Raw genomic sequence first — 21,268 nt, forward strand, 5'->3', positions numbered from 1 at the left:
AAGGCCAGCGAGATATACAGTTAGAAGGCCTTGAAGAAGAAGTTGTAGAGCATCGCCTTTCTTCAGAAGAACAGGTGTGCTCTTGTTGTGGTGATAACCTTCATGAAATGAGCACAGAAGAAAGACGTGAATTAAAAATCGTTCCTGCCAAGGCCAAGGTATTAAAGCACATTAAGTATGTTTACAGCTGCAGAAAATGCGATAAAGAAAATACTACTACACCAGTGAAAACAGCACCTATTCCGAATCCTGTGATTTCTGGCAGTTTAGCTTCACCTTCTTCTGTAGCTTACATAATGACTCAAAAATACCTGGAAGCACAGCCACTTTACCGTCAAGAGCAAAATCTATCCCGTTTAGGTATTAAATTGTCACGTCAGACAATGGCAAACTGGATGATCAAACTGCAAATGATTGGCTTACTCCTTTGTACAAAAGATTGCATGAATTGCTGATAAATCACAAAGCCTTACATGCTGATGAGACTACTCTACAAGTTTTAAAAGAGGACGGTAGAAAAGCCAGTAGTAAATCTTTCCTCTGGCTTTACCGTACTAGTAAAGAAGCTAGCCCGATAGTGCTCTATGACTATCAGACAACTAGAGCCAGTAAACATCCCATTAAATTTTTAAAAGGATTTGAAGGGTATCTCCATGTTGATGGTTATCCAGGTTACAACGACATACCGAATGTTAGCTTAGTAGGCTGCTGAAGTCATGCTAGGCGAAAATTTGACGAGGCTCTAAAGGCACTGCCAAAAGACAAGCAAAACGCCGATGTAGCTTCTCGTCAGGGACTTGAATACTGCAACAAGTTATTTGCCATAGAGCGTGATATTAAAGATAAATCAAAAGAAGAACGTTACAAAATTCGGCACGAGCATAGTTTTCCAGTAATCCAAGAATTCGGGACCTGGCTAGAAGAACAAAAATCTAAAGCTTTACCTAAAAGTGCATTTGGAAAAGCTGTCTCTTACTGCTTAAATCAGTGGAAAAAACTAAACACATTTTTAGAAGATGGCGACTTAGAGTTAGATAACAACAGAGCTGAAAGATCAATAAAGCCCTTTGTCATAGGTAGAAAGAACTGGATGTTCGCTAATACACCTAAAGGTGCAAAATCTAGTGCTTTAATTTATAGCATTATTGAAACTGCCAAAGAGAATGAACTTAATCCATTTAATTATTTACAGTTCTTGTTTGAAAATTTACCTCAGATTGACATCAACGACCAAGAAAAATTAGATAAATTTTTACCTTGGTCAGAAGATCTACCAGGAAACTGTAAGCTACAAAAAACTCAAAGCAAATAACAAAAGTCAGTTATAACAGGCACTCCCACTTATTTATTTAATGAGATGGGAGTTTTTTATTAAATTAATGTGGGTACTATTTGACGCTCACTTTATAATTTATGTTATTATTTTTTGAGCTGCAATTAAGTTTCCTAATATAACATGAGGAAAAGTAAGACCTCCTTGTAGATAAGCTTTATAAGGTGGTCTTACTGGTGCATCAGCACTCAATTCTAATGAACCACCTTGAACAAATGTACCTGCAGCCATTATAACCGGGTGATCATAACCTGGCATTTGATCCGGTTCTAATTCTATATGAGAGTCAACGACTCCAGCCTTTTGAATTCCTTTAACAAATGAGATTAAGTTTTCTTTTGTATTTAGATTGATCTCTTGAATAATGTCCCCCCTATTTTCCTTAGGGGTAGGCGAAACTTCATATCCTAGGTTTTGAAAAAATGCACTACTGAAAATGGCTCCTTTTGCTGCAGAACAAACAGTAGAAGGAGCTAAATATAAACCTTGAATAAACAATCTATGATATCCTTCTGGTGTTGCTCCCATATCTCTTCCTAAGCCAGGAGCTGTAAGTTCAAAAGAAGCCTTTTCTACTGACTCTCTTTTTCCAGCTAAATATCCACCACAGGGTGCTAGACCACCACCAGGGTTTTTAATAAAAGAACCAGCCATTAGGTCAATATCTAACTCACCAGGTTCACTAGTTTCCACAAATTCTCCATAACAATTATCTAAAAATATTTTTGAGTTTGGAGTTACTTTTCTAACGAAATCAACTAATTTAGAAAGTTCATAATATGTTAAGGTTTTACGGCTACTATAACCTCTTGATTTTTGAATAAAAACAACACTAGGTTTTAATTTTTGTAGTTGTTTCTCAATATTATTTAGATCAGGTCGACCTGAATTATTTAAAGGGACCTCTTTATAATTAATCCCTTTTGATATCAAACAATTTTCAGGTGCATCTTCTGACAGACCAATAATTTTAGCTAAAGTATCATACGGTCTTCCAGTAATAGATACAAGAGTGTCCTTTGGGTTTAATAAAGTTGCTAACCCTGAAAAAATAGTATGGGTTCCAGAAACCCATTGATGTCTTGCTATTGCACTTTCCGTACCTAATACTTTAGCAAGTAACTCATCAAAAAACTCTCTACCACTATCACCATATCCATAACCGGTGCTTCCTATAAAATGATGCTCACTTAATCCTAAACTTTGCATCGCTGAAATTACTTTAAATTGATTACTGTAGTAAATTTCATCAATTCTTTTAAAATCTTTTTCTAAGCTGTCATAGACTTTCTGTGCATTTTCTAATAAAGTATTATCAAAATTCCAATTATAATTATTTATAATTTGCTTAATCATCAACTTCCTCCTTTGCAGAATCTAACCATCTATATTCTATCATGAAAAAAATAAAATATTAATATTGGTAAATAATTTCCTGGGTAAGCGCAGATTATATTAAGAATCGTCATGAACAAATATAAAGAGATTAAAATCTGTCAATATTTGAATCGTCATGGTGAATTAAGTCTTGTGCACGAAGATAAATTAAGTCATTTCGTGTTACCTGGGGTTTGTTTATTAATCTGATAGCTTGGCGTCTGATACTTTTTTCTAATAAGTTTCTAACAAACCTTGCATTTGAAAAGTTAGGCTCATTATTAGATAGTTTCAATTTCAGTTTTTCTAATAAATGTTGTCTAGCCTTATTATCTAAAAGATATTGTCTTTCTTCAAGCATTTTATCAGCAATTTCTAATAATTGCTCAGAATTATAATCTGAAAATTCAATTTGTATTGGAAAACGGCTTGAAATTCCAGGGTTTGATGCTAAAAAAGACTTCATTTCATCTCGATATCCAGCCAAAATAACTACCAATCTATCTTTATAGTCTTCCATAGCTTTAACTAACGTATCTATAGCTTCTTTACCAAAGTCTGTACTCCCACCTCTAGCAAGAGAATAAGCTTCATCTATAAACAAAATACCACCTAAAGCGTTATTAATTTGTTTTTTAGTTTTCTGAGCTGTTTGGCCGATGTACTCCCCTACTAAGTCTGCACGTTCTACTTCAACAAGATGACCTTCAGGTAAATGATTAAGGTCTTTAAATATTTCTCCTAAGATCCTAGCTACTGTTGTTTTACCTGTACCAGGTGAACCTAAGAAAAGCATATGAAGAGATTGTGATTCAGTAGATAAATTTAATTGGTTTCTCTTTTCTTGAATAGCGATATAAGCACAAATTTCATATAAATTTTCTTTTACCTTTTTAAGCCCAACTAAACGGTCAAGTTTATCTAAACTTCTTTTAATTGAACTATCCATTTTGTTAAGTGGATGGCCCATATTTTTAATTTCAGTAAGTTGGTGGTGAAAACCTTCATCACTTAAAGTGATGCCTTTTCCATTATTCTTATGATGTGATCTTCCATTGATCTTCAAACGCACCATATTTCACCACCTTTTAAATATTTCTTAATACCATATAATATGGTAGCTATTCTATAGTACGCTAACTAAAGAAAAAACGTTAATATTAAAAGACACCTTTTTAGGTGTCTTTTAATCAAAATCATTTCCGTTTAATAAAAAATTAGTCCTAATTCTCTACACTATCTCCATTATTAAAAAGATCAAGCTGACTAGAAGGTATTAAAGTTGATACTGCATGTTTGTAAATAAGTTGTTGTTCCTTATTTACATCCATCAAAATAGTAAAGTTATCAAAACTTTTTACAACACCACGAATTTTATAACCGTTTACAAGAAATAAAGTTACTGGTATCTTTGACCTACGTACTTGGTTTAAAAAGTTGTCCTGAAGATTAAAGTTACTCTTAGACATATAATCGCCCCCAATAAAAAATATATAGTTGCTCTGTACTTAAATTATATATTTCTAGGTTTTTCAAAATATTCCTTCAAAACTTTTTCAACAATCTTGTTGCTAATTTCACCTGTGTTATTATTAGTGAGATCATACCATTTAATATTGGGGTCTCTTCTAAACCACGTGAGTTGTCTTTTTGCAAATCTTTTAGTGTCTTTTTTTAAAATATTTATTGCTTCATCAAATGTATACTCTCCTTGTAGATATTTCCCTATTTCTTTATAACCTAATCCTTTCATAGCAGTTAATTCTAAAGTATAACCATTTTCTAGTAGTGATTTAACCTCGCCTAATAAACCTTGCTCAATCATTTTATCTACTCTTTTTTCAATTCTTTCGTATAATAAAGGTCTATCCATAAATAAACCGAAAAAGAGTAGATTGTAGGGACTTGAGTACTTTCGCTGTTGTCGCTTAGAGATAGGTTCACCAGTTTGGTAAAAAACTTCTAAAGCTCGTATAATACGTTGCTTATCATTTGGGTGTATCTTTTCTGCTGCTTCTGGGTCTTTATTTTGTAAGTCATTATATAAAGCTTGCAGACCTTGTATTTTTGCACGTTCTAATAATTCTTCTCGATATGAGGAAGACTTTGGTAAGGCATTTAAAGAATAATCATATAATAAAGCATTGACGTATAGCCCAGTCCCCCCTACTACTACCGGAAGATTTCCCCTGTGATAGATATCTTTTATCACTTGTTTTGCTTCTTCTTGATATCTGCCAACACTATAATCTTCACTGGGGTCAATGCTATCTATAAAGTGATGTGTAATTTCTTGTTGGTCACTAGTAGAGGGTTTCGCTGTACCTATATCCATTTGTTTATAAAGTTGCATTGAATCTGCTGAAATAATTTCAACATTAATCGGAATTTTTTTAGCTACTTCTAAAGAAATAGCTGTTTTTCCTACAGCAGTAGGACCTATGATAGCTAATAAAGGTTTAGCATCAAGTATTGTTTTCTTATCCATAGGTTTCCCTCACTATCTTTAAAAATTTACATTATCCGATAAAATAACTTCTCTACATTAGACTTTGTCATTCTAATTATTGTTGGACGCCCATGCGGGCAAGTAAAAGCATTAGGAGTTACTAATAAAGACTTAAGTAAGCTAAAGAATTCAACTAGAGACATTTTTTCATTAGCCTTTACACTTTTTTTACATGCTATAGAAATTAGCATTTCCTCAAGTGACTCTAGGTCTGGTGTGTTTTCGGGATGTTCAATTATTTGGTCAATTAAATCATATAGTGCTTTACTATCAAAAACATCTCTTATTGCAAATGGAACCGCCCTAACTAATAATGTATTCTTTCCAAATAATTCAAATTCCAAACCACATTTTTTAAGTGTATCTAAGTTATTAGTAACAACTGTTACGCCTGCAGTATCTAATTCTATAGTGTATGGTATAACTTGCTGACTCTTAATTTTATCATTATTATAAGTCTGCATTAATTTGTGATAGTTTACTCTTTCATGAGCAGCATGTTGATCAATTAGAAAAATTTCGTTATTACCTTCTAATATCCAATAAGTTGCAAATATTTGTCCAATTACTTTTGCTTCAATTACTTCTTGTAATAATTCACTATTTTCTTCATTAACAATTGATTGATTATTATTCTCTTCAATCTTTTCTCTAGCCATATAATCTGCTTCTATTTCAGTAGAGTTAGTAGTATTTGTTTTGTTTTTATCTTCAAAATTAGCTTTCTCTTTCGGTTGTATAGATTCTACTTTTTCATAAGTATTCGGTCTTTTGTATGATTTTTTTATATTAGTAGATTTATCTGAACTTGGTTTTTTTAAATCATTCTCCGTAAAAGTACTTTTCTGATACTGGTTATCATCATAATACATAGCTTTCGAGATACGTATCTGACTACCAGAGTCAAAATCTACATTTTTAGTAGGTGAAGCTTGAAAAATAAGCTCCTCACGCTTTAAAGTATTTGTAATTGCTTTAGTCATAACATCTCCAACATATTTTTGATCAGAAAACCTAACATGTATTTTTGCTGGATGAACATTAATATCTAACTTTTCTTGAGGAATATTCATTTTAATTATAGCAAATGGGTAGCGATGTTTTGCAAGTAAAGTATGATATCCTTTTTCTATTCGTTCAGATAAAAAACTACTCTTTACATAACGCCCATTTACGTAAAGTGTCTGATAATTTCTATTAGACCGAGTAAGCTCTGGTCTTGAAATATATCCTCTTAAAGATATATCATTTGCATCATACTCTACGTATAACATTTTTTTAGCAGTTTGATATCCATAGATATTCGCTATAACTTCAAATAAATCATTTCTACCTGATGTGTTAAGTAACTTATTATTGTTATTAAATAGTGAAAAGCGTACATTAGGGTGAGCTAAAGCTAGTTTATTAACAATATCTTGTATTAAAGCAATTTCAGATGCATCTTTTCTAAGAAACTTTAATCTAGCTGGAGTATTAAAAAATAGATCCTTTACTGAAATGTCAGTACCTACTGGGCATCCTGTGGATCCAATTTCTTTTATTATTCCCCCATCCATAATTAATTTAGTACCTTCCTTTTGATTATTTTGACGAGTTCTTAACTCAATCCTACTAACAGCAGCAATACTAGCTAAAGCTTCACCACGAAATCCTAAAGTACTAATTTTATTTAAATCATTAATACCTGAAACCTTACTAGTGGCATGTCTTGAAAAAGCAAGCTCAACATCATCAGGATGTATACCATGACCATTATCTATTATTCTTATTAATTCTTTACCTGCTTTATTTATATGAACTCGGATATCATCACTAGAAGCGTCTAAAGAGTTTTCTACTAGTTCCTTAATAACAGATGAAGGCCGTTCAATAACTTCACCTGCAGCTATTTTTTCACTTACCTCTTGTGTTAATTTATTTACACGGGTCATAAAAACCCTCCTAGCTAGTCGAGTTTTTGTGCTTTCTCATGTAACTCATAAATTTTATCTAAAGCTTCTTTAGGCGTTAGCTCATCTGGATTAAGATCTACAAATTCATCTACTAGTTCATGCTTTTTGTTTTCTACTTCATCTAAACTAACTTGATAGCCAGTCACTGGTACCTCATTTATTTCACGGTTTTCTAAATGATATAATATTTCCTTTGCTCTTCTAATAACTTTATTTGGGATTCCTGCTAATCTTGCTACTTGAACACCATAACTTTTATCTGTACCTCCACGTTCTATTTCTCTCAAGAAAATCATTTCATCATCATCTTCTTTTACAGATACCGAATAGTTTATAACGCGAGAAAATTCATTTGCTAGGTCAATAAGTTCATGAAAGTGTGTAGCAAATAAGGTTTTACAAGAAATTTTATCTTCTTGGTGTAAATACTCAACAACGGCCCTAGCAATTGAAATACCATCAAATGTACTTGTACCTCTACCTACTTCATCTAAAATTACGAAGCTTTTTGGAGTAGCGTTATTTAATATATTTGCTACTTCATTCATCTCTACCATAAAAGTAGATTGTCCTCCAACTAGATCATCTGCTGCACCTACTCTAGTGAATATTTTATCTACAATACCGACAGTTGCATTATCAGCTGGTACAAAAGACCCCATTTGGGCCATTATTATAATTAATGCAACCTGTCGCATATATGTTGATTTACCTGCCATATTTGGACCTGTAATCAACGCAATTTGTTCTATACCATTATCTAGGTAAGTATTATTAGGTATAAAAGGTTCTTCAGAACTAACCTTTTCTACAACAGGGTGTCTTCCCCTTTTTATATCTAGTGTTCTAGAATTATCAACAGTTGGTCGAACATAATTTTGTTCAACAGCTACTATTGCTAATGATAAATAATTGTCAATTTCAGCTACAAACTTGGCACAATCTTGTATATCTTTTATCCTAGTTATTACTGCGCTTCTAATTTTTTGAAATAACTGATATTCACGTTCTTGTATTTTCTCTTCAGCTTTCAAAACTTTATCTTCATATTCTTTTAGATCAGGAGTAACAAAACGTTCTGCATTAACTAAAGTCTGTTTTCTAATATAATCATCAGGAACTAACTCCAAATTTTTCTTTGTAATTTCAATATAGTATCCAAAAACCTTGTTATATCTCACCTTAAGTGATTTGATACCCGTTCTTTCTCTTTCCTTAGTTTCTAAATTTGATATCCATTCTATACCACCACGAGAAAGATCTCTAAGTTCATCTAACTGTTTATCAAAACCATCATTAATAATACCACCGTCTTTTACAGAAGTAGGAGGATCAGGTACAATAGCTTGTTTGATGTAGTCTGCTAGATCATTTGTGTTTGGTAAATTCTCTAGCAATTCATCAAAAGTTAGATTCTTTTGTAATGTTTCAACTAAGTCAGGTAAAACTTCAAGTGATCGAGATAATCCTACTAAATCTTTTGGTGTCGCGCGATCATAAATTACCCTGCTTAAAACACGTTCAAGATCATAGATTCTTTCTAATGCTTGTCCGGTTTCTTCTCGCAAGATATAATCATCAACAAAAGCTTCTACAAAGTTTAATCGTCGATTTATAGCAGTGATATCTATCAAAGGTTGTTGTATCCAATTTCTTAATTTCCTACCACCCATTGCCGTTTTTGTTTTATCTAGTACCCACAGTAAAGAGCCTCGTTTTCGTTTTTGTCTAATAGTTTCACATAACTCTAAGTTATTTCGTGTATTTGAGTCCATAATTAAATAAGAATCTGTTGAGTATGGGCGCACTATTTTGATATGTTCTAAACTTGTTTTTTGTGTATCTAATAGGTATTGTAGCAATACCCCACCAGCAGTGACTGCACCATTTAAATCGCCTAATCCAAAGCCTTCTAGTGATTCAACTTTAAAATGATCTTTCATTATTTCAATAACTTTACGATAAGTGGGTTGTGAAACTGTTGTGATTAGAACTCCCTGTTCTTCGAATTTTTTTAAGATACTATAACAATCTCTATTATTATCATCAACAATAACTTCTTTAGGGGCTAACCGTGATATTTCATCTGATACTTTATCTGTGTTTTGCTTTTCTATCTCTGTAACTTGAAAGTCTCCAGTTGAAACATCAACTATTGCAATACCAAATTTATTATCAGTTTGAGCCATTGATACAAGATAGTTATTTTCTTTTTCCTTTAGAAAGTTAGTGTCTAAAACTGTACCGGGTGTGATCATTTGTACAACTTCTCGCTTCACTAACCCTTTGGCTTTTTGAGGATCTTCGACTTGTTCACATATAGCCACTTTATAACCTTTATCTAATAGTCTACCAACATAAGCTTCACATGAGTGATGTGGTACACCTGCAAGAGGTACTGGATCTGGATCATTTTTATCAACACTTCTTTTAGTTAAAACAATCTCGAGTTCTTTTGCTGCTATTTCAGCGTCTTCAAAAAACATTTCATAAAAATCACCAACTCGAAAAAATAAGATGGCATCTGGATTTTCTTTTTTGATATCTAAGAATTGTTGTATCATAGGAGTAACTTTGCGAGCTTTTTTTGCCATGCAATCCCTCCAACTAATTACATTAAAAATTTGTTAGTTCTCCATATATAGTCCAACTATGAGCATGATTTATCTTTACGTCAACAAACTCACCTACTAAACTTTTATTTCCAGGAAAATGAACTAATTTATCAGTTCTTGTTCGCCCAGTAAGTATGTTGGCATCGTTTTTACTAACATCTTCTACAAGAACAGTTTGTACAGTACCTTCGAGTTTTTGATTAATATTAGCAGAAATTGATTTCTGTAGATCTATTAGTTCCTGAATACGTTGTTTTTTTATTTTTTCTGGTACTTGCTCTTCCATTTCTGCTGCAGGGGTACCACTTCTTTTAGAATAAACAAAGGTAAATGCACTATCAAACTGTGCTTTTTTGACTAGATCAATTGTCTCTTGAAACTCCTCATCAGTTTCTCCAGGAAATCCTACAATGAGATCAGTTGTAATACTTGCATTAGGAAGTTCTTCGCGAATTTTATCCACTAAATAAAGATAACGCTCTCTAGTATATCCGCGCCCCATCATTTTAAGGACTCTATTACTACCTGCTTGTACTGGTAGATGTATATGCTCACATACTTTCTCTGAATCTCTTATTTTATATATTAATTCTTCAGTAAAATCTCTTGGATGACTTGTCATAAACCGAATTCTTTCTATTCCATTTATATCCTCTAACTCTTCTAATAATTGTTCGAAACCGTTCTCGTTACCAAGATCTTTTCCATAACTATTTACATTTTGGCCTAGCAAAGTGATTTCACGATATCCTTTTTTTGATAACTGTACGACCTCTTTCTTTATATGCTCTATTTTACGACTTCGTTGTTGTCCTCTAACATATGGTACAATACAATATTTACAGTAGTTATCACATCCATAACTTATGACTACCCAAGCTTTAATAGAGTTTTCTCTATTATGAGGTAACTCTTCAAATACAGTACTATCATCTTGGGTAATTTCTTTTATTCTTTTACCTTTGGTAATAACATCCTCTAATAAGGAAGGGAACCTATTTATATTGTTTGTGCCAAAAAGTATATCAACATGTTTAAAATCCCGATGGATTTTGTTAGCTACATGTTCTTGTTGAACCATACAACCACCAACAGCTATTACCATATCAGGATTTTTCTCTTTTAATTTTTTGAGTTCACCAATTTTCCCTAATACCTTTTGTTCTGCTTTTTCACGTACTGCACATGTATTGATTAAAAGAAGATCTGCTTCATTTTCTGATTCTGCCTTTTCAAAACCCATCTGATTTAACATTCCAGCCAAAACTTCTGAATCATGTTCATTCATCTGACATCCGAAGGTAAGACTATAGAAAGTTTTCCCATTTCCTAGCTGATAAAGTGTCATAATGTCACCTCCAGTAATATTATAGCATTTTCTTATTATATCAAAAAAGGAATGAAAAAACATCATCACAGTAACACTAATAATGTAAATTTATTTTGGGGGTGATTTCATCATTGATAGAATCTGTCCTATTTGTAATGGTCTAATTACGTTAGAAGAATATTGTCCTAATTGTAGAGAAATTATGGAAGAAAACACAAATATAGATGATAATCTAGATCCATATGGACCATATGAGACTGCAACAGAACTATATCCAGAAGAAGAAAGGGATAGTGAGACTAATAATGACTGTATTCATCAAGTTATATGTCCTAACTGCGAAATTACCTGGTACATCTCCTTAAATAAAATGAATTTTTAGACTCGACTAATAAGTCTATTATCAATATTGATTCTTACAAGAAAATTCAAGCGTAATGTTAATCATGGTCAATACTAAAAAAATTAATGCGGCAGAACACTGCCGCATTAATTTTAGTAAAATTATTCCCTTCGTAAGTAGATATTATTAATCTTTGATAATTGTTACCTGATCACCATTTTTGACACCTGCAGCATTTGCTTCATCTGTGTCAATGTGAAATTCAGCTGCATAACTATCTTTAACCCTAACTAATACCTCTTTAAATAAAACTCCGCGTTCTCCTTCTATATCTACCTTTACTAGGTCTTTATCTTGTAAGTCCATTTTTTCTGCGTCACTTGTGTGTAAATGAATATGCCTTTTTGCTAAAATTACACCTTTTTCTAATTCCACTTCACCTTTAGGTCCTATGAGTGTTAGACCTTCAGAACCTTCAATATCTCCAGAGTCCCTTACTGGAGGATTAATTCCTAGTACAAAACTATCAGTTCGAGATAATTCTACTTGAGTTTTACTTCTTATAGGACCTAATACTCGTACTCGATCTATTGTCCCTTTAGGCCCCTTTAATGTAACAGTTTCTTCAGCAGCATACTGTCCTGGTTGACCTAAATCCTTTACTGGAGTTAGTTCATACCCTTCACCGAATAAGTTTTCAAGATCCTCTTGACTTACGTGAAGATGTCGATTCGAAACACCTGCAGTCACTTTATGCATTATGTAAACTCTCCTTTATTATAATTTTTTATAAAATCAACTTTATAATTTATTATAAGTTCTAACAGTTTCATTCTAAAATAATCGCTGTAAAACGTCAATCCATATATATTACTCTTCTTTTAATAGATATACTTTTTTTTCAGATGGATAAACATCTGTTGATAAATGTTGTTTATCTATTTCTTGTTGCTCTTTTTTCTTAACTAACCAAACATCAATTTTATGACCTGTTCTTCCACTATTAAGTTTTTCTATAATGAGGCCATCAATATCAAGTTGTTCAAGATTTTTTTGTTCTTTTTTGATGTCTTCTTTATCTAAGTACTCAGATATAATCGTATCCTTCTCACTTTTAGATATCTTTTCTTTGATACCATCTTTTGACTGATACTTATATTTTTTTTCTGGTTGTAACTCTGTATAATCTGTTTTTTGTACAGTATAGTTATAATCTTGTTCACTACCAAAAACATCAATTTGGATCTCATTTTCATCTACAAACGCCGAAAACAGTATTGGATTTTCTAAGGTGTTTTCTACTACTAAATCTAGATAATCATATGCAACTGTAGCATCCCGCCCTAAACCAACATAACCAACAGGTCTACCATGTGGATAGCGTTCAACAGGTTCAATCCCAGTTTTTAATACTGAATTATATACTGTAGAAGAAACTTGACATACTCCCCCGCCCACACCATCAACAAACTCGCCATCAACTATTATCGACGAAGTTTTATATCCATTTTCTTTATTTATAGGTCCAACAGTTTCATTAAAAGAAAATTGTTCTTTTGGTTTAATCAAGGTTTCATTGATATAATCTGCTGCTAATGATATATTCGCGACCCTGTTTTCATCTTCATTTGCAGAAAAGCTAGTGGCAAAGGAGCCGATCACACTATCTAAATTCATGGCTTTTAGGTCATCCGATGTTTTATCGACAGGAACTTTTCTTGTTGTTAATTCAAAGTCTAATTGCTCTGTTTCTAATTTACCTTCTGAGACTAATTCCAACTTATCTAATATATTATCTTTACTTTGTTTTTTATCAAGCTCATACCCTTCTTCATGGGGGATAATTCTCACTTTTTGTTCTAAATTATCTACTTTAAATTGTGCATCTTTAGGGTTTTTACTTATATCATCACTTACTTTTTTAAGTATCTTATCCAAAGTTGTCTCATCTTTTTTAAACTGTAACTTAATTTCAGATTCATCTTCATACAAACCAAGTATATGTTTTATCCCTTTTCCAAAACTCATTTCTTCACTTATCAGTTCTTTATGAGTCTTGTCTTTAGACCAATGAATACCTAACTCTTCGAAGCTTGTTTCTAAACGATAATCATCATATATTAGTGAAATATCTTTATTTTTGATTTCTGTTATTTTTTCTTCTATTAATTTGTTCCCTTCTTCATAATTTAATCCCTGAACCTGCTTTCCTGCTAAAAATGTACTCGGATTATATTTATTACTATATGTCATTCGATAACCAAAATCTAATGAAATTACTAAAATTATGCATAAAAAAACCACCAAACAAATACCACAATATATTTTTTGTTTTTTAGTCAAATTACTAAACTTCATAAATTATCACCCGGCTTATTAATATAAATTCCCTCTACTTTAATATATAGCCGGGTGATAATCTTTATGCATAAATAAAGCTAAAGCATTGCAAGTAAAATCCCAGCGGCAATTGCCGAACCAATAACACCTGCTACATTTGGACCCATAGCATGCATAATTAAAAAGTTGTTTGGATTTGCCTCACTACCTACTGATTGAGTAACTCGAGCTGCCATTGGTACTGCTGATACCCCTGCTGCTCCGATAAGAGGATTTATCTTTCCTCCTGTTAATCTACTCATTAATTTCCCTAAAAGTACTCCTACTGTAGTTCCTATTGCAAATGCAAAAAGACCTAGTACTATTATTTTTATCGTTTCCATTCGTAAAAAGCTATCAGCATGAGCCGTAGCCCCAACTGTTAAACCCAAGAAAATAACTACTATGTTATTTAACTCATTCTGTGCAGCATTACTTAATCTATCAGTAACTCCACTTTCTTTTAGTAAATTTCCAAACATCAACATTCCTAACAATGGAATAGCTGAAGGTATTAAGAAAATAGTTAATATAGCTACTACTATTGGAAAGAGGATCTTTTCCTTTTTACTTACAGGCCTAAGCTGTTCCATAACAATTTTTCGCTCATCTTCTGTTGTTAACAGCTTCATAATAGGAGGTTGGATGATTGGTACTAAAGCCATGTAGGCATAGGCTGCAATGGCTACAGAACCTAATAACTCAGGTGCTAATTGACTTGCTGTGAAAATAGCCGTTGGACCATCAGCACCCCCTATAATTCCTATAGAACCAGCTTCTGCTGGAGTAAAACCTACAAATAGAGATATTAAAAAGGCTAAAAATATACCAAACTGGGCTGCGGCACCTAATAGAAACGTCTTGGGGTTTGCTATTAGAGGACCAAAGTCTGTCATAGCTCCCACACCTAGAAAGATTAGTGGTGGATAAACACCCCATTCTACAGGTTTATATAAGTAGTATAATAATCCTCCTTCTTCCATGATTCCACCTAGTGGTATATTAACAAGTAACATACCGAAACTAATTGGCACAAGAAGTAAAGGTTCATATTTCTTTGCAATTGCTAAATAAAGTAAAAAACAAGCTATAATTATCATTATCAGCTTAGGGAAACTAAGATGGTAGAAAGCAGTGGTTTCTAAGAATTCAGAGATTTGTTCTAAAACCATATCTAACCTCTCCCTCCTATTCTAAGACGATTAATATATCGCCTGAGTTCACTGTTGCTCCTTTTTCAACTTTCACTTCTTTTACTGTACCAGAACTTTCAGCTGATATTTCATTTTCCATTTTCATAGCTTCGAGTATCATAACTACCTGCCCATTATCTATTTGATCTCCTGGTGAAACTTTAACATCTAAAACGTTTCCAGCGATAGGTGCGGTAATTGTATTACCGCCAGCAACAGATTTATCTTCTTTTTTAGATTCTTTAGGTTTAGAGGGTTGAGGTGCTGGTTGCTTTTTTGGTTCAGTTTTCTTTACTGGTTCTGAAGGTGTATTTGCCTCTTCAGAAACCTCTTCTACTTCTACCTCATAAGTTTCACCTTGAACTGTCACACGAAATTTTTTCACCAAAATCAGCTCCTTATTGTTACTTCTTATTATTAGGTGTAGCTTCCATTTGAGCTTTCTTACTCATGAATTTCCATGAAGAATTTACTGGCCTATTAATAGGCCTTATACTTGTAATCCTAAAACTTGAATCTTTATCTCCTAAAGCTAATGAGATTGCAGCAGAAATTGCAGCTACAACCTGAGGAGAAGGTTCACTTTCCTGCTCGTCAATTTCTTGTTTTTGTTCACTAGATTTAGTTTCTTGTTGTTCAATTTGAGGTTCTTGCTTTTTTGATTCTGGATTAAAGATTTTACCAAACAGAATCATAATGAGAAATAACATAAATAGAGCAATAAGTACTACAGAAAAGCCTAGGAAAGTAACCTGTAACCCCTGATTCAAAGTTTCCATATCAATACCCATTCATATCACATCCTTTTGATTAAGGTTAACTCATTCTAGACAGGAAAGTTTCCATGCTTTTTCGCTGGTCGTTCTTCTCTTTTATTATCTAGGGTTTCTAAAGCATAGATCAATCTAGGACGTGTTTCTCTTGGATCTATAATATCATCAACCCTTCCTCGTGATGCTGCAACATATGGATTAGCAAATTGTTCTCTATATTCATCAATCTTCTCTTGACGAGTTTGTTCAGGGTCATCTGAGTTTTCGATTTCTTTTTTAAATATGATATTTGCTGCACCTTCAGGTCCCATAACAGCAATTTCTGCAGAAGGGTAAGCATACACGACATCAGCCATTAACGATTTTGAGCACATTGCTATGTATGATCCACCATAAGACTTACGAAGAATTACAGTTAACTTTGGTACTGTAGCTTCTGAATATGCATATAGTAATTTAGCTCCATGTCGTATAATTCCTCCATGTTCTTGAGCAGTTCCCGGTAAGTAACCAGGTACGTCTTGGAATGTAATTAAAGGAATATTGAATGAATCACAATATCTAATAAAGCGCGCCCCTTTATCAGAAGCATTAATATCTAAACAACCTGCTAAATGAGAAGGCTGATTAGCAACTACCCCAACAGTTCTACCATTTAATCTAGCAAAACCAATCACTATATTTTTAGCATAGCTTTCTTGAACTTCAAAAAAGTAATTATCATCTACAACACGAGTGATAACTTTTCTAACATCATAAGGTTTGTTCGGATTTTCTGGGATTAAGTCTTTTAAATCTTCTTCTTTTCTATTTGGATCATCACTAGGTTCAAAGACAGGTGGTTCTTCCATATTATTAGAAGGTAAGAACTGTAATAATTCTCTTATACTATCTAAACAGTCTTTATCATCATCTGTGGCAAAATGTCCTACTCCACTTTTGGTATTATGTGCATCAGCTCCACCTAGTTCCTCAAAGGTTACTTCTTCACCAGTAACAGTTTTTATTACAGAAGGACCTGTAATAAACATTTGACTTGTATCTCTTACCATAAACACAAAATCGGTAAGAGCCGGTGAATAAACTGCTCCTCCTGCACAAGGTCCCATAATTGCAGAAATTTGAGGTATCACACCTGAATAAATAGTATTTCTATAGAATATATTACCGTACCCTTTTAAAGCATCTACACCTTCTTGTATACGTGCTCCACCTGAATCATTAAGTCCAATTAAAGGTGCACCAACTTTTGCTGCTTGATCCATAACATTACATATCTTATATGCATGCATCTCACCTAAGGTACCACCTAAAACAGTAAAATCTTGAGCATAAACATAAACTAATCGTCCTTCAACGGTACCATATCCTGTTACAACACCCTCTCCTGGGGCTTCTTTTTTATCCATTCCTAATTGAGTTTGTCGATGCTTTACAAAAGCGTTTAGCTCAGCAAAACTTCCATCATCTAAAAAATTATCAATTCTTTCCCTTGCAGACATTTTACCTTTTTCATGTTGTTTAGCTATTCGGTTTTCTCCTCCACCTTGGTGAATCTTTTCTTTTTCTTTTTGTAATATTTCAAGTTTTGAAAATTCATCGTTTGCCATTGTGAATACCTCCTAATAACTTTATTTTCTTTCACAAAGTTCAATCAAAGTTCCACCAGTACTTTTCGGATGAACAAAAGCTATTCTAGCACCACCCGCTCCATATCTAGGAGTCTCATCTATAAGTCTAATACCCTGATCTTTTAACTCTTGTAAACGTTTCTCAATATCATCAACTCTAAAAGCTATATGCTGTACACCAGCACCCTTTTTATCTATAAATTTATTTATTGGACTATCCTCTGTCATTCCTTCTAATAATTCAATTTTTGTATCTCCTATAGGTAGAAAAGCAACTTTTACTTTTTGCTCTTCTACTTCTTCAGTTCCAACAGAATTTATATCTAGATTATTCTCATAAAATTCTAAAGCTTTCTCGAGATCTTTCACAGCAATTCCAATATGGTCAACTTTATTAACCATTAAGCACCCTCCTTTGAAACATTATTTTTAATAAATTCTATAATATCATTACTTGTTGTCCCAGGAGTAAATACTTCGGATACGCCTTGTTCTTTCAAATATGGAATATCATCTTCTGGTATAACTCCACCACCTAAAACCAAAATATCCTCTGCATCGTGTTCTTTTAATAATGAAACAATCTTTGGAAACAACTCATTATGAGCTCCAGATAAACAGCTTAATGCTAATACCTTAGCATCTTCTTGTAATGCAATTGAAACAATTTGGTCAGGGGTTTGCCTAAGTCCAGTATAGATAACCTCCATACCAGCATCTCTTAGGGCTCTTGCTATGAATTTTGCCCCCCTATCATGACCATCTAACCCTGGTTTTCCAACAACAACTCTTATAGGTGTCACTGTTAACATAACCTCCTTTTATGTTGCTTAAATATAACTATCCGCTTCATATTCACCGAAAGTCTCTCTTAATGCACCACAAATTTCACCTAATGTTGCATATTCCTTAACAGCTTTAATTATATAAGGCATTAAATTATCAGTTCCTTCAGCCGCATCTTGTAATTTATTTAAGCAATCCTCGACAGTTTTATTATCCCGCTTCTCTCGAATCTTCTCTAATTTATTTTTCTGAGCATCAGCAACTTTTTCATCTACTTTGTGAGTGCTTAAGTTTAATTCTTCTTCAACTTTAAACTCATTCAACCCGACTATAATTTGTTCTTTATCCTCTACAGATTTTTGCCATTCATAAGCACTATCTTGTATTTCTTTTTGTATAAAACCTTGATCAATCGCTTTAGGCGCTCCACCTAAATCATCGATCTTATTTATTAGCTCTTGAGCCTCTTGTTCGAGTTTATTAGTTAAATTTTCTACATAGTAACTACCACCAATAGGATCAACAGTATCTGCCGCACCGCTTTCATTTGCAATAATTTGTTGAGTTCTTAAAGCTATTTGAACTGATTCTTCAGTTGGTAAAGATAGGGCCTCATCTCGTGAATTAGTATGAAGAGACTGTGTTCCTCCAAGTACAGCTGCTAAAGCCTGCAGTGTTACTCTTACAACATTATTATTTGGTTGTTGTGCTGTTAAAGTACACCCTGCTGTTTGTGTATGAAAGCGCATTTTCATACTCTTAGGGTTTTTCGCTCCATAACGTTCTTTCATCAGTTTTGCCCATAGTCTTCTTGCAGCTCTGAACTTTGCAATTTCTTCAAAAAAGTCCAAATGGGAATTAAAGAAAAATGAAAGTCTAGGTGCAAACTCGTCAATATCAAGACCACTTTCTAATGCAGCATCAACATAAGCTAGTCCGTTTGCTATAGTAAACGCTATTTCTTGAATTGCATTACTTCCAGCCTCACGGATATGATAACCACTAATACTTATTGTATTCCAACGTGGTACTTCTTTACTACAATACTTAATAATGTCTGTAATTAACCTCATAGAAGGCTCTGGTGGAAATATGTAAGTACCTCTAGCTATGTATTCTTTTAAAATATCATTCTGAATCGTACCTGCAAGTTTTTCTTTAGATATACCTTGTTTTTCCCCAATTGCAATATACATAGCTAATAATACTGCCGCTGGTGCATTGATTGTCATTGAAGTACTAACCTTATCTAAAGGAATTTTATCAAATAAAATTTCTAAATCCTCTAAAGTATCTACGGCTACTCCTACTTTCCCAACCTCTCCATGGGCCATAGGATGATCAGAATCGTAACCTATTTGAGTAGGTAAATCAAAAGCAACACTCAAACCAGTTTGACCTTGTTCTAAAAGATATTTAAAACGTCTATTAGTCTCTTCTGCAGACGCAAAACCTGCATATTGTCTCATAGTCCAGAATTTACCCCTATACATTGTTGGCTGTACTCCACGGGTAAATGGATATTCTCCTGGAAACCCTAAATTTTCTATATAATCTTCTTCATTAAGAGGAGTATATAGTGGATCTACATGAATATCAGAGTTTGTTTTAAACTCCTCTCTTCTTTCTGGGAATCGATCTAAAGCTTTCTTTAAAGTACCATTTTTCCAGTTTTCTAACTCTTCTCTCAATTTATTTTTGTTTTCGGACAAAAGGATCCCTCCTGTTGGTTAATGTTGTGTTAAAGGGAGATCTAGCTTTGTCTAGATCTCCCATCTTTTTTAATCCTTGTTTTAGTTTAACCAACCTCTAGTTTTCATAGCATCAGCAAGGCGCTGAACGGCAAGTAAATAAGCTGCGGTTCTCATGTGTACATCATAGCTTTCTCTAGTCTTATAACACGATTTAAATGCATCCACCATCATCTCTTCCATTCTATTATTTACTTCATCTTCAGTCCAGTAAAAGTTCTGTAAGTTTTGTACCCATTCAAAGTAACTTACAGTAACACCACCTGCGTTGGCTAGAATATCTGGTAAAGTTATGACACCTTTTTCAAATAAAATTTTATCTGCTTCAGGAGTAGTCGGACCGTTAGCAGCCTCTGCTATGATTTTAGCTTTTATATCACTAGCATTAGCTTGTGTTAACTGGTTTTCTAAAGCAGCAGGTATCAATATATCACATTCTAAAGTAAGTAATTCACTATTAGTAACATTTTCTGTTCCAGGATAGTTTTTAACTGAACCAGTCTCTTTTTTGTATTTTTCTAGTTCGTATGGGTTAACCCCTTCTTCACTATAGACTCCTGATACTGAATCATTTGTGGCAACTATAGTTGCTCCCATATCATATAACAGTTTTGCTGCTATACTACCTGCATTACCGAATCCTTGCACTACAACTTTCATATCTTTCATATTCCAGCCTAATTCTTTAACAGCCTCACGAGTTACATACACACATCCTCTTCCAGTAGCTTCTGAACGACCTTTTGAACCTCCAATATTTATAGGTTTACCAGTCATAATTCCAAAGTTATTATAACCTCTGACTTTACTAAATTCATCCATCATCCATGCCATAACTTGTGGGTTTGTATAAACGTCTGGTGCAGGAATATCTTTTTCCGGCCCAATAAAATTAGCTACATTTTTTATAAATCCTCTACTTAAACGTTCTAATTCACCTTGACTCATTTCTTTTGGATTACACTCTATTCCACCTTTTGCACCACCATACGGAACCCCTACTACTGCACACTTAAATGTCATCCACATAGACAATGCTTTAGCTTCATCCATTTCTACTGTAGGATGGAACCGTAAACCACCTTTAAAAGGACCTAATACATCACAATGTTGTGACCTTATACCGCGAAAAACTTTAATTGATCCATCATCCATTTTAACAGGGAATGAAACTTCTAATACATTTTGAGGCTGTTTGAGCATTTCAAAGACAGTATAATCAAGTCCTAACATATCCACCGCTTCTTTAATCTGCTGCTGAACTATCTGATACACATTAGTATTTTCTGACAT

Annotated in this window: 18 protein-coding genes and 1 pseudogene; 2 read left to right on the forward strand and 17 right to left on the reverse strand. The window is 33.4% G+C overall.

Translation table 11 applies throughout. The features are described 5' to 3' along the window. Positions 1 to 1,312, forward strand: a pseudogene (gene tnpC, locus CDO51_RS14750) (IS66 family transposase); the annotation flags it as partial. 99 nt (positions 1,313 to 1,411) lie between these two features. On the opposite strand, the gene CDO51_RS10305 reads toward tnpC, so the two are convergent. The 7 genes from CDO51_RS10305 to miaB all read right to left on the reverse strand — a co-directional run bounded on the left by CDO51_RS10305 (position 1,412) and on the right by miaB (position 11,137). Continuing rightward, a complete protein-coding gene (locus CDO51_RS10305; RefSeq protein ID WP_089024187.1) occupies positions 1,412 to 2,689 on the reverse strand; it encodes a methionine gamma-lyase family protein in 1,278 nt (425 codons plus the stop codon). Between the two features lie 130 nt (positions 2,690 to 2,819). Then, on the reverse strand, positions 2,820 to 3,785 hold the full coding sequence (locus CDO51_RS10310; RefSeq protein ID WP_089024188.1) for an AAA family ATPase: 966 nt from the start codon (positions 3,783 to 3,785) through the stop codon (positions 2,820 to 2,822). 148 nt (positions 3,786 to 3,933) lie between these two features. Beyond that, the gene (gene hfq, locus CDO51_RS10315; RefSeq protein WP_089024189.1) at positions 3,934 to 4,179 is read right to left on the reverse strand and encodes an RNA chaperone Hfq; all 246 of its coding nucleotides are present in this window, start codon (positions 4,177 to 4,179) and stop codon (positions 3,934 to 3,936) included. Between the two features lie 44 nt (positions 4,180 to 4,223). Next, on the reverse strand, positions 4,224 to 5,198 hold the full coding sequence (miaA, locus tag CDO51_RS10320) for a tRNA (adenosine(37)-N6)-dimethylallyltransferase MiaA (protein WP_205842217.1): 975 nt from the start codon (positions 5,196 to 5,198) through the stop codon (positions 4,224 to 4,226). A 26-nt stretch (positions 5,199 to 5,224) separates the two neighbouring features. Continuing rightward, positions 5,225 to 7,153 carry a DNA mismatch repair endonuclease MutL gene (gene mutL / locus CDO51_RS10325; protein WP_089024190.1) on the reverse strand — a complete coding sequence of 643 codons (1,929 nt, stop codon included), beginning with the start codon at positions 7,151 to 7,153 and terminating at the stop codon, positions 5,225 to 5,227. 14 nt (positions 7,154 to 7,167) lie between these two features. After that, complete coding sequence (gene mutS / locus CDO51_RS10330; RefSeq protein ID WP_089024191.1) at positions 7,168 to 9,768, reverse strand: DNA mismatch repair protein MutS; 2,601 nt, start codon at positions 9,766 to 9,768, stop codon at positions 7,168 to 7,170. Positions 9,769 to 9,790: 22 nt separating this feature from the next. Beyond that, the gene (miaB, locus tag CDO51_RS10335; RefSeq protein ID WP_089024192.1) at positions 9,791 to 11,137 is read right to left on the reverse strand and encodes a tRNA (N6-isopentenyl adenosine(37)-C2)-methylthiotransferase MiaB; all 1,347 of its coding nucleotides are present in this window, start codon (positions 11,135 to 11,137) and stop codon (positions 9,791 to 9,793) included. 184 nt (positions 11,138 to 11,321) lie between these two features. On the opposite strand from miaB, the gene CDO51_RS10340 reads away from it, so the two are divergent. After that, the gene (locus CDO51_RS10340) at positions 11,322 to 11,501 is read left to right on the forward strand and encodes a hypothetical protein (RefSeq protein ID WP_089024193.1); all 180 of its coding nucleotides are present in this window, start codon (positions 11,322 to 11,324) and stop codon (positions 11,499 to 11,501) included. A gap of 147 nt (positions 11,502 to 11,648) precedes the next feature. Here CDO51_RS10340 and pduL read toward each other — a convergent pair whose 3' ends face one another. The 10 genes from pduL to CDO51_RS10390 form a co-directional block, all read right to left on the reverse strand. Then, positions 11,649 to 12,221: a phosphate propanoyltransferase gene (gene pduL, locus CDO51_RS10345; RefSeq protein ID WP_089024194.1), complete on the reverse strand. Its 573-nt coding sequence runs from the start codon at positions 12,219 to 12,221 to the stop codon at positions 11,649 to 11,651. Positions 12,222 to 12,332: 111 nt separating this feature from the next. Beyond that, a complete protein-coding gene (locus CDO51_RS10350) occupies positions 12,333 to 13,820 on the reverse strand; it encodes a VanW family protein (protein ID WP_089024195.1) in 1,488 nt (495 codons plus the stop codon). A gap of 80 nt (positions 13,821 to 13,900) precedes the next feature. Further along, positions 13,901 to 15,013: a sodium ion-translocating decarboxylase subunit beta gene (locus tag CDO51_RS10355; RefSeq protein WP_089024196.1), complete on the reverse strand. Its 1,113-nt coding sequence runs from the start codon at positions 15,011 to 15,013 to the stop codon at positions 13,901 to 13,903. Between the two features lie 16 nt (positions 15,014 to 15,029). Continuing rightward, positions 15,030 to 15,419 carry a biotin/lipoyl-containing protein gene (locus CDO51_RS10360; RefSeq protein ID WP_205842218.1) on the reverse strand — a complete coding sequence of 130 codons (390 nt, stop codon included), beginning with the start codon at positions 15,417 to 15,419 and terminating at the stop codon, positions 15,030 to 15,032. 19 nt (positions 15,420 to 15,438) lie between these two features. Continuing rightward, entirely contained in the window at positions 15,439 to 15,825 is a 387-nt protein-coding gene (locus CDO51_RS10365) for an OadG family protein (RefSeq protein ID WP_089024198.1), read from the reverse strand. 35 nt (positions 15,826 to 15,860) lie between these two features. Then, entirely contained in the window at positions 15,861 to 17,417 is a 1,557-nt protein-coding gene (locus tag CDO51_RS10370) for an acyl-CoA carboxylase subunit beta (RefSeq protein ID WP_089024199.1), read from the reverse strand. Positions 17,418 to 17,438: 21 nt separating this feature from the next. Beyond that, positions 17,439 to 17,840 (reverse strand): methylmalonyl-CoA epimerase, encoded by a 402-nt coding sequence (gene mce, locus CDO51_RS10375; RefSeq protein WP_089024200.1) that lies wholly within the window; start codon positions 17,838 to 17,840, stop codon positions 17,439 to 17,441. After that, positions 17,840 to 18,250 carry a cobalamin B12-binding domain-containing protein gene (locus CDO51_RS10380; RefSeq protein ID WP_089024201.1) on the reverse strand — a complete coding sequence of 137 codons (411 nt, stop codon included), beginning with the start codon at positions 18,248 to 18,250 and terminating at the stop codon, positions 17,840 to 17,842. The genes mce and CDO51_RS10380 overlap by 1 nt, the downstream gene beginning before the upstream one ends. Positions 18,251 to 18,268: 18 nt before the next feature. After that, positions 18,269 to 19,936, reverse strand: a complete 1,668-nt coding sequence (locus tag CDO51_RS10385; RefSeq protein ID WP_240503549.1) for an acyl-CoA mutase large subunit family protein — start codon at positions 19,934 to 19,936, stop codon at positions 18,269 to 18,271. Between the two features lie 81 nt (positions 19,937 to 20,017). Then, positions 20,018 to 21,268 (reverse strand): Glu/Leu/Phe/Val family dehydrogenase, encoded by a 1,251-nt coding sequence (locus tag CDO51_RS10390; RefSeq protein ID WP_089024203.1) that lies wholly within the window; start codon positions 21,266 to 21,268, stop codon positions 20,018 to 20,020.

Source organism: Natranaerobius trueperi (assembly GCF_002216005.1).
In the GTDB taxonomy this organism is placed as follows: domain Bacteria; phylum Bacillota; class Natranaerobiia; order Natranaerobiales; family Natranaerobiaceae; genus Natranaerobius_A; species Natranaerobius_A trueperi.

Bases quoted from the DNA above. Each gene is read 5' to 3' on its own strand.
- CDO51_RS10305 (WP_089024187.1), bottom strand. From the start codon at position 2,689: ATGATTAAGCAAATTATAAATAATTATAATTGGAATTTTGATAATACT.
- CDO51_RS10310 (WP_089024188.1), bottom strand. From the start codon at position 3,785: ATGGTGCGTTTGAAGATCAATGGAAGATCACATCATAAGAATAATGGA.
- hfq (WP_089024189.1), bottom strand. From the start codon at position 4,179: ATGTCTAAGAGTAACTTTAATCTTCAGGACAACTTTTTAAACCAAGTA.
- miaA (WP_205842217.1), bottom strand. From the start codon at position 5,198: ATGGATAAGAAAACAATACTTGATGCTAAACCTTTATTAGCTATCATA.
- mutL (WP_089024190.1), bottom strand. From the start codon at position 7,153: ATGACCCGTGTAAATAAATTAACACAAGAGGTAAGTGAAAAAATAGCT.
- mutS (WP_089024191.1), bottom strand. From the start codon at position 9,768: ATGGCAAAAAAAGCTCGCAAAGTTACTCCTATGATACAACAATTCTTA.
- miaB (WP_089024192.1), bottom strand. From the start codon at position 11,137: ATGACACTTTATCAGCTAGGAAATGGGAAAACTTTCTATAGTCTTACC.
- CDO51_RS10340 (WP_089024193.1), top strand. From the start codon at position 11,322: ATGGAAGAAAACACAAATATAGATGATAATCTAGATCCATATGGACCA.
- pduL (WP_089024194.1), bottom strand. From the start codon at position 12,221: ATGCATAAAGTGACTGCAGGTGTTTCGAATCGACATCTTCACGTAAGT.
- CDO51_RS10350 (WP_089024195.1), bottom strand. From the start codon at position 13,820: ATGAAGTTTAGTAATTTGACTAAAAAACAAAAAATATATTGTGGTATT.
- CDO51_RS10355 (WP_089024196.1), bottom strand. From the start codon at position 15,013: ATGGTTTTAGAACAAATCTCTGAATTCTTAGAAACCACTGCTTTCTAC.
- CDO51_RS10365 (WP_089024198.1), bottom strand. From the start codon at position 15,825: ATGGGTATTGATATGGAAACTTTGAATCAGGGGTTACAGGTTACTTTC.
- CDO51_RS10370 (WP_089024199.1), bottom strand. From the start codon at position 17,417: ATGGCAAACGATGAATTTTCAAAACTTGAAATATTACAAAAAGAAAAA.
- mce (WP_089024200.1), bottom strand. From the start codon at position 17,840: ATGGTTAATAAAGTTGACCATATTGGAATTGCTGTGAAAGATCTCGAG.
- CDO51_RS10380 (WP_089024201.1), bottom strand. From the start codon at position 18,250: ATGTTAACAGTGACACCTATAAGAGTTGTTGTTGGAAAACCAGGGTTA.
- CDO51_RS10390 (WP_089024203.1), bottom strand. From the start codon at position 21,268: ATGTCAGAAAATACTAATGTGTATCAGATAGTTCAGCAGCAGATTAAA.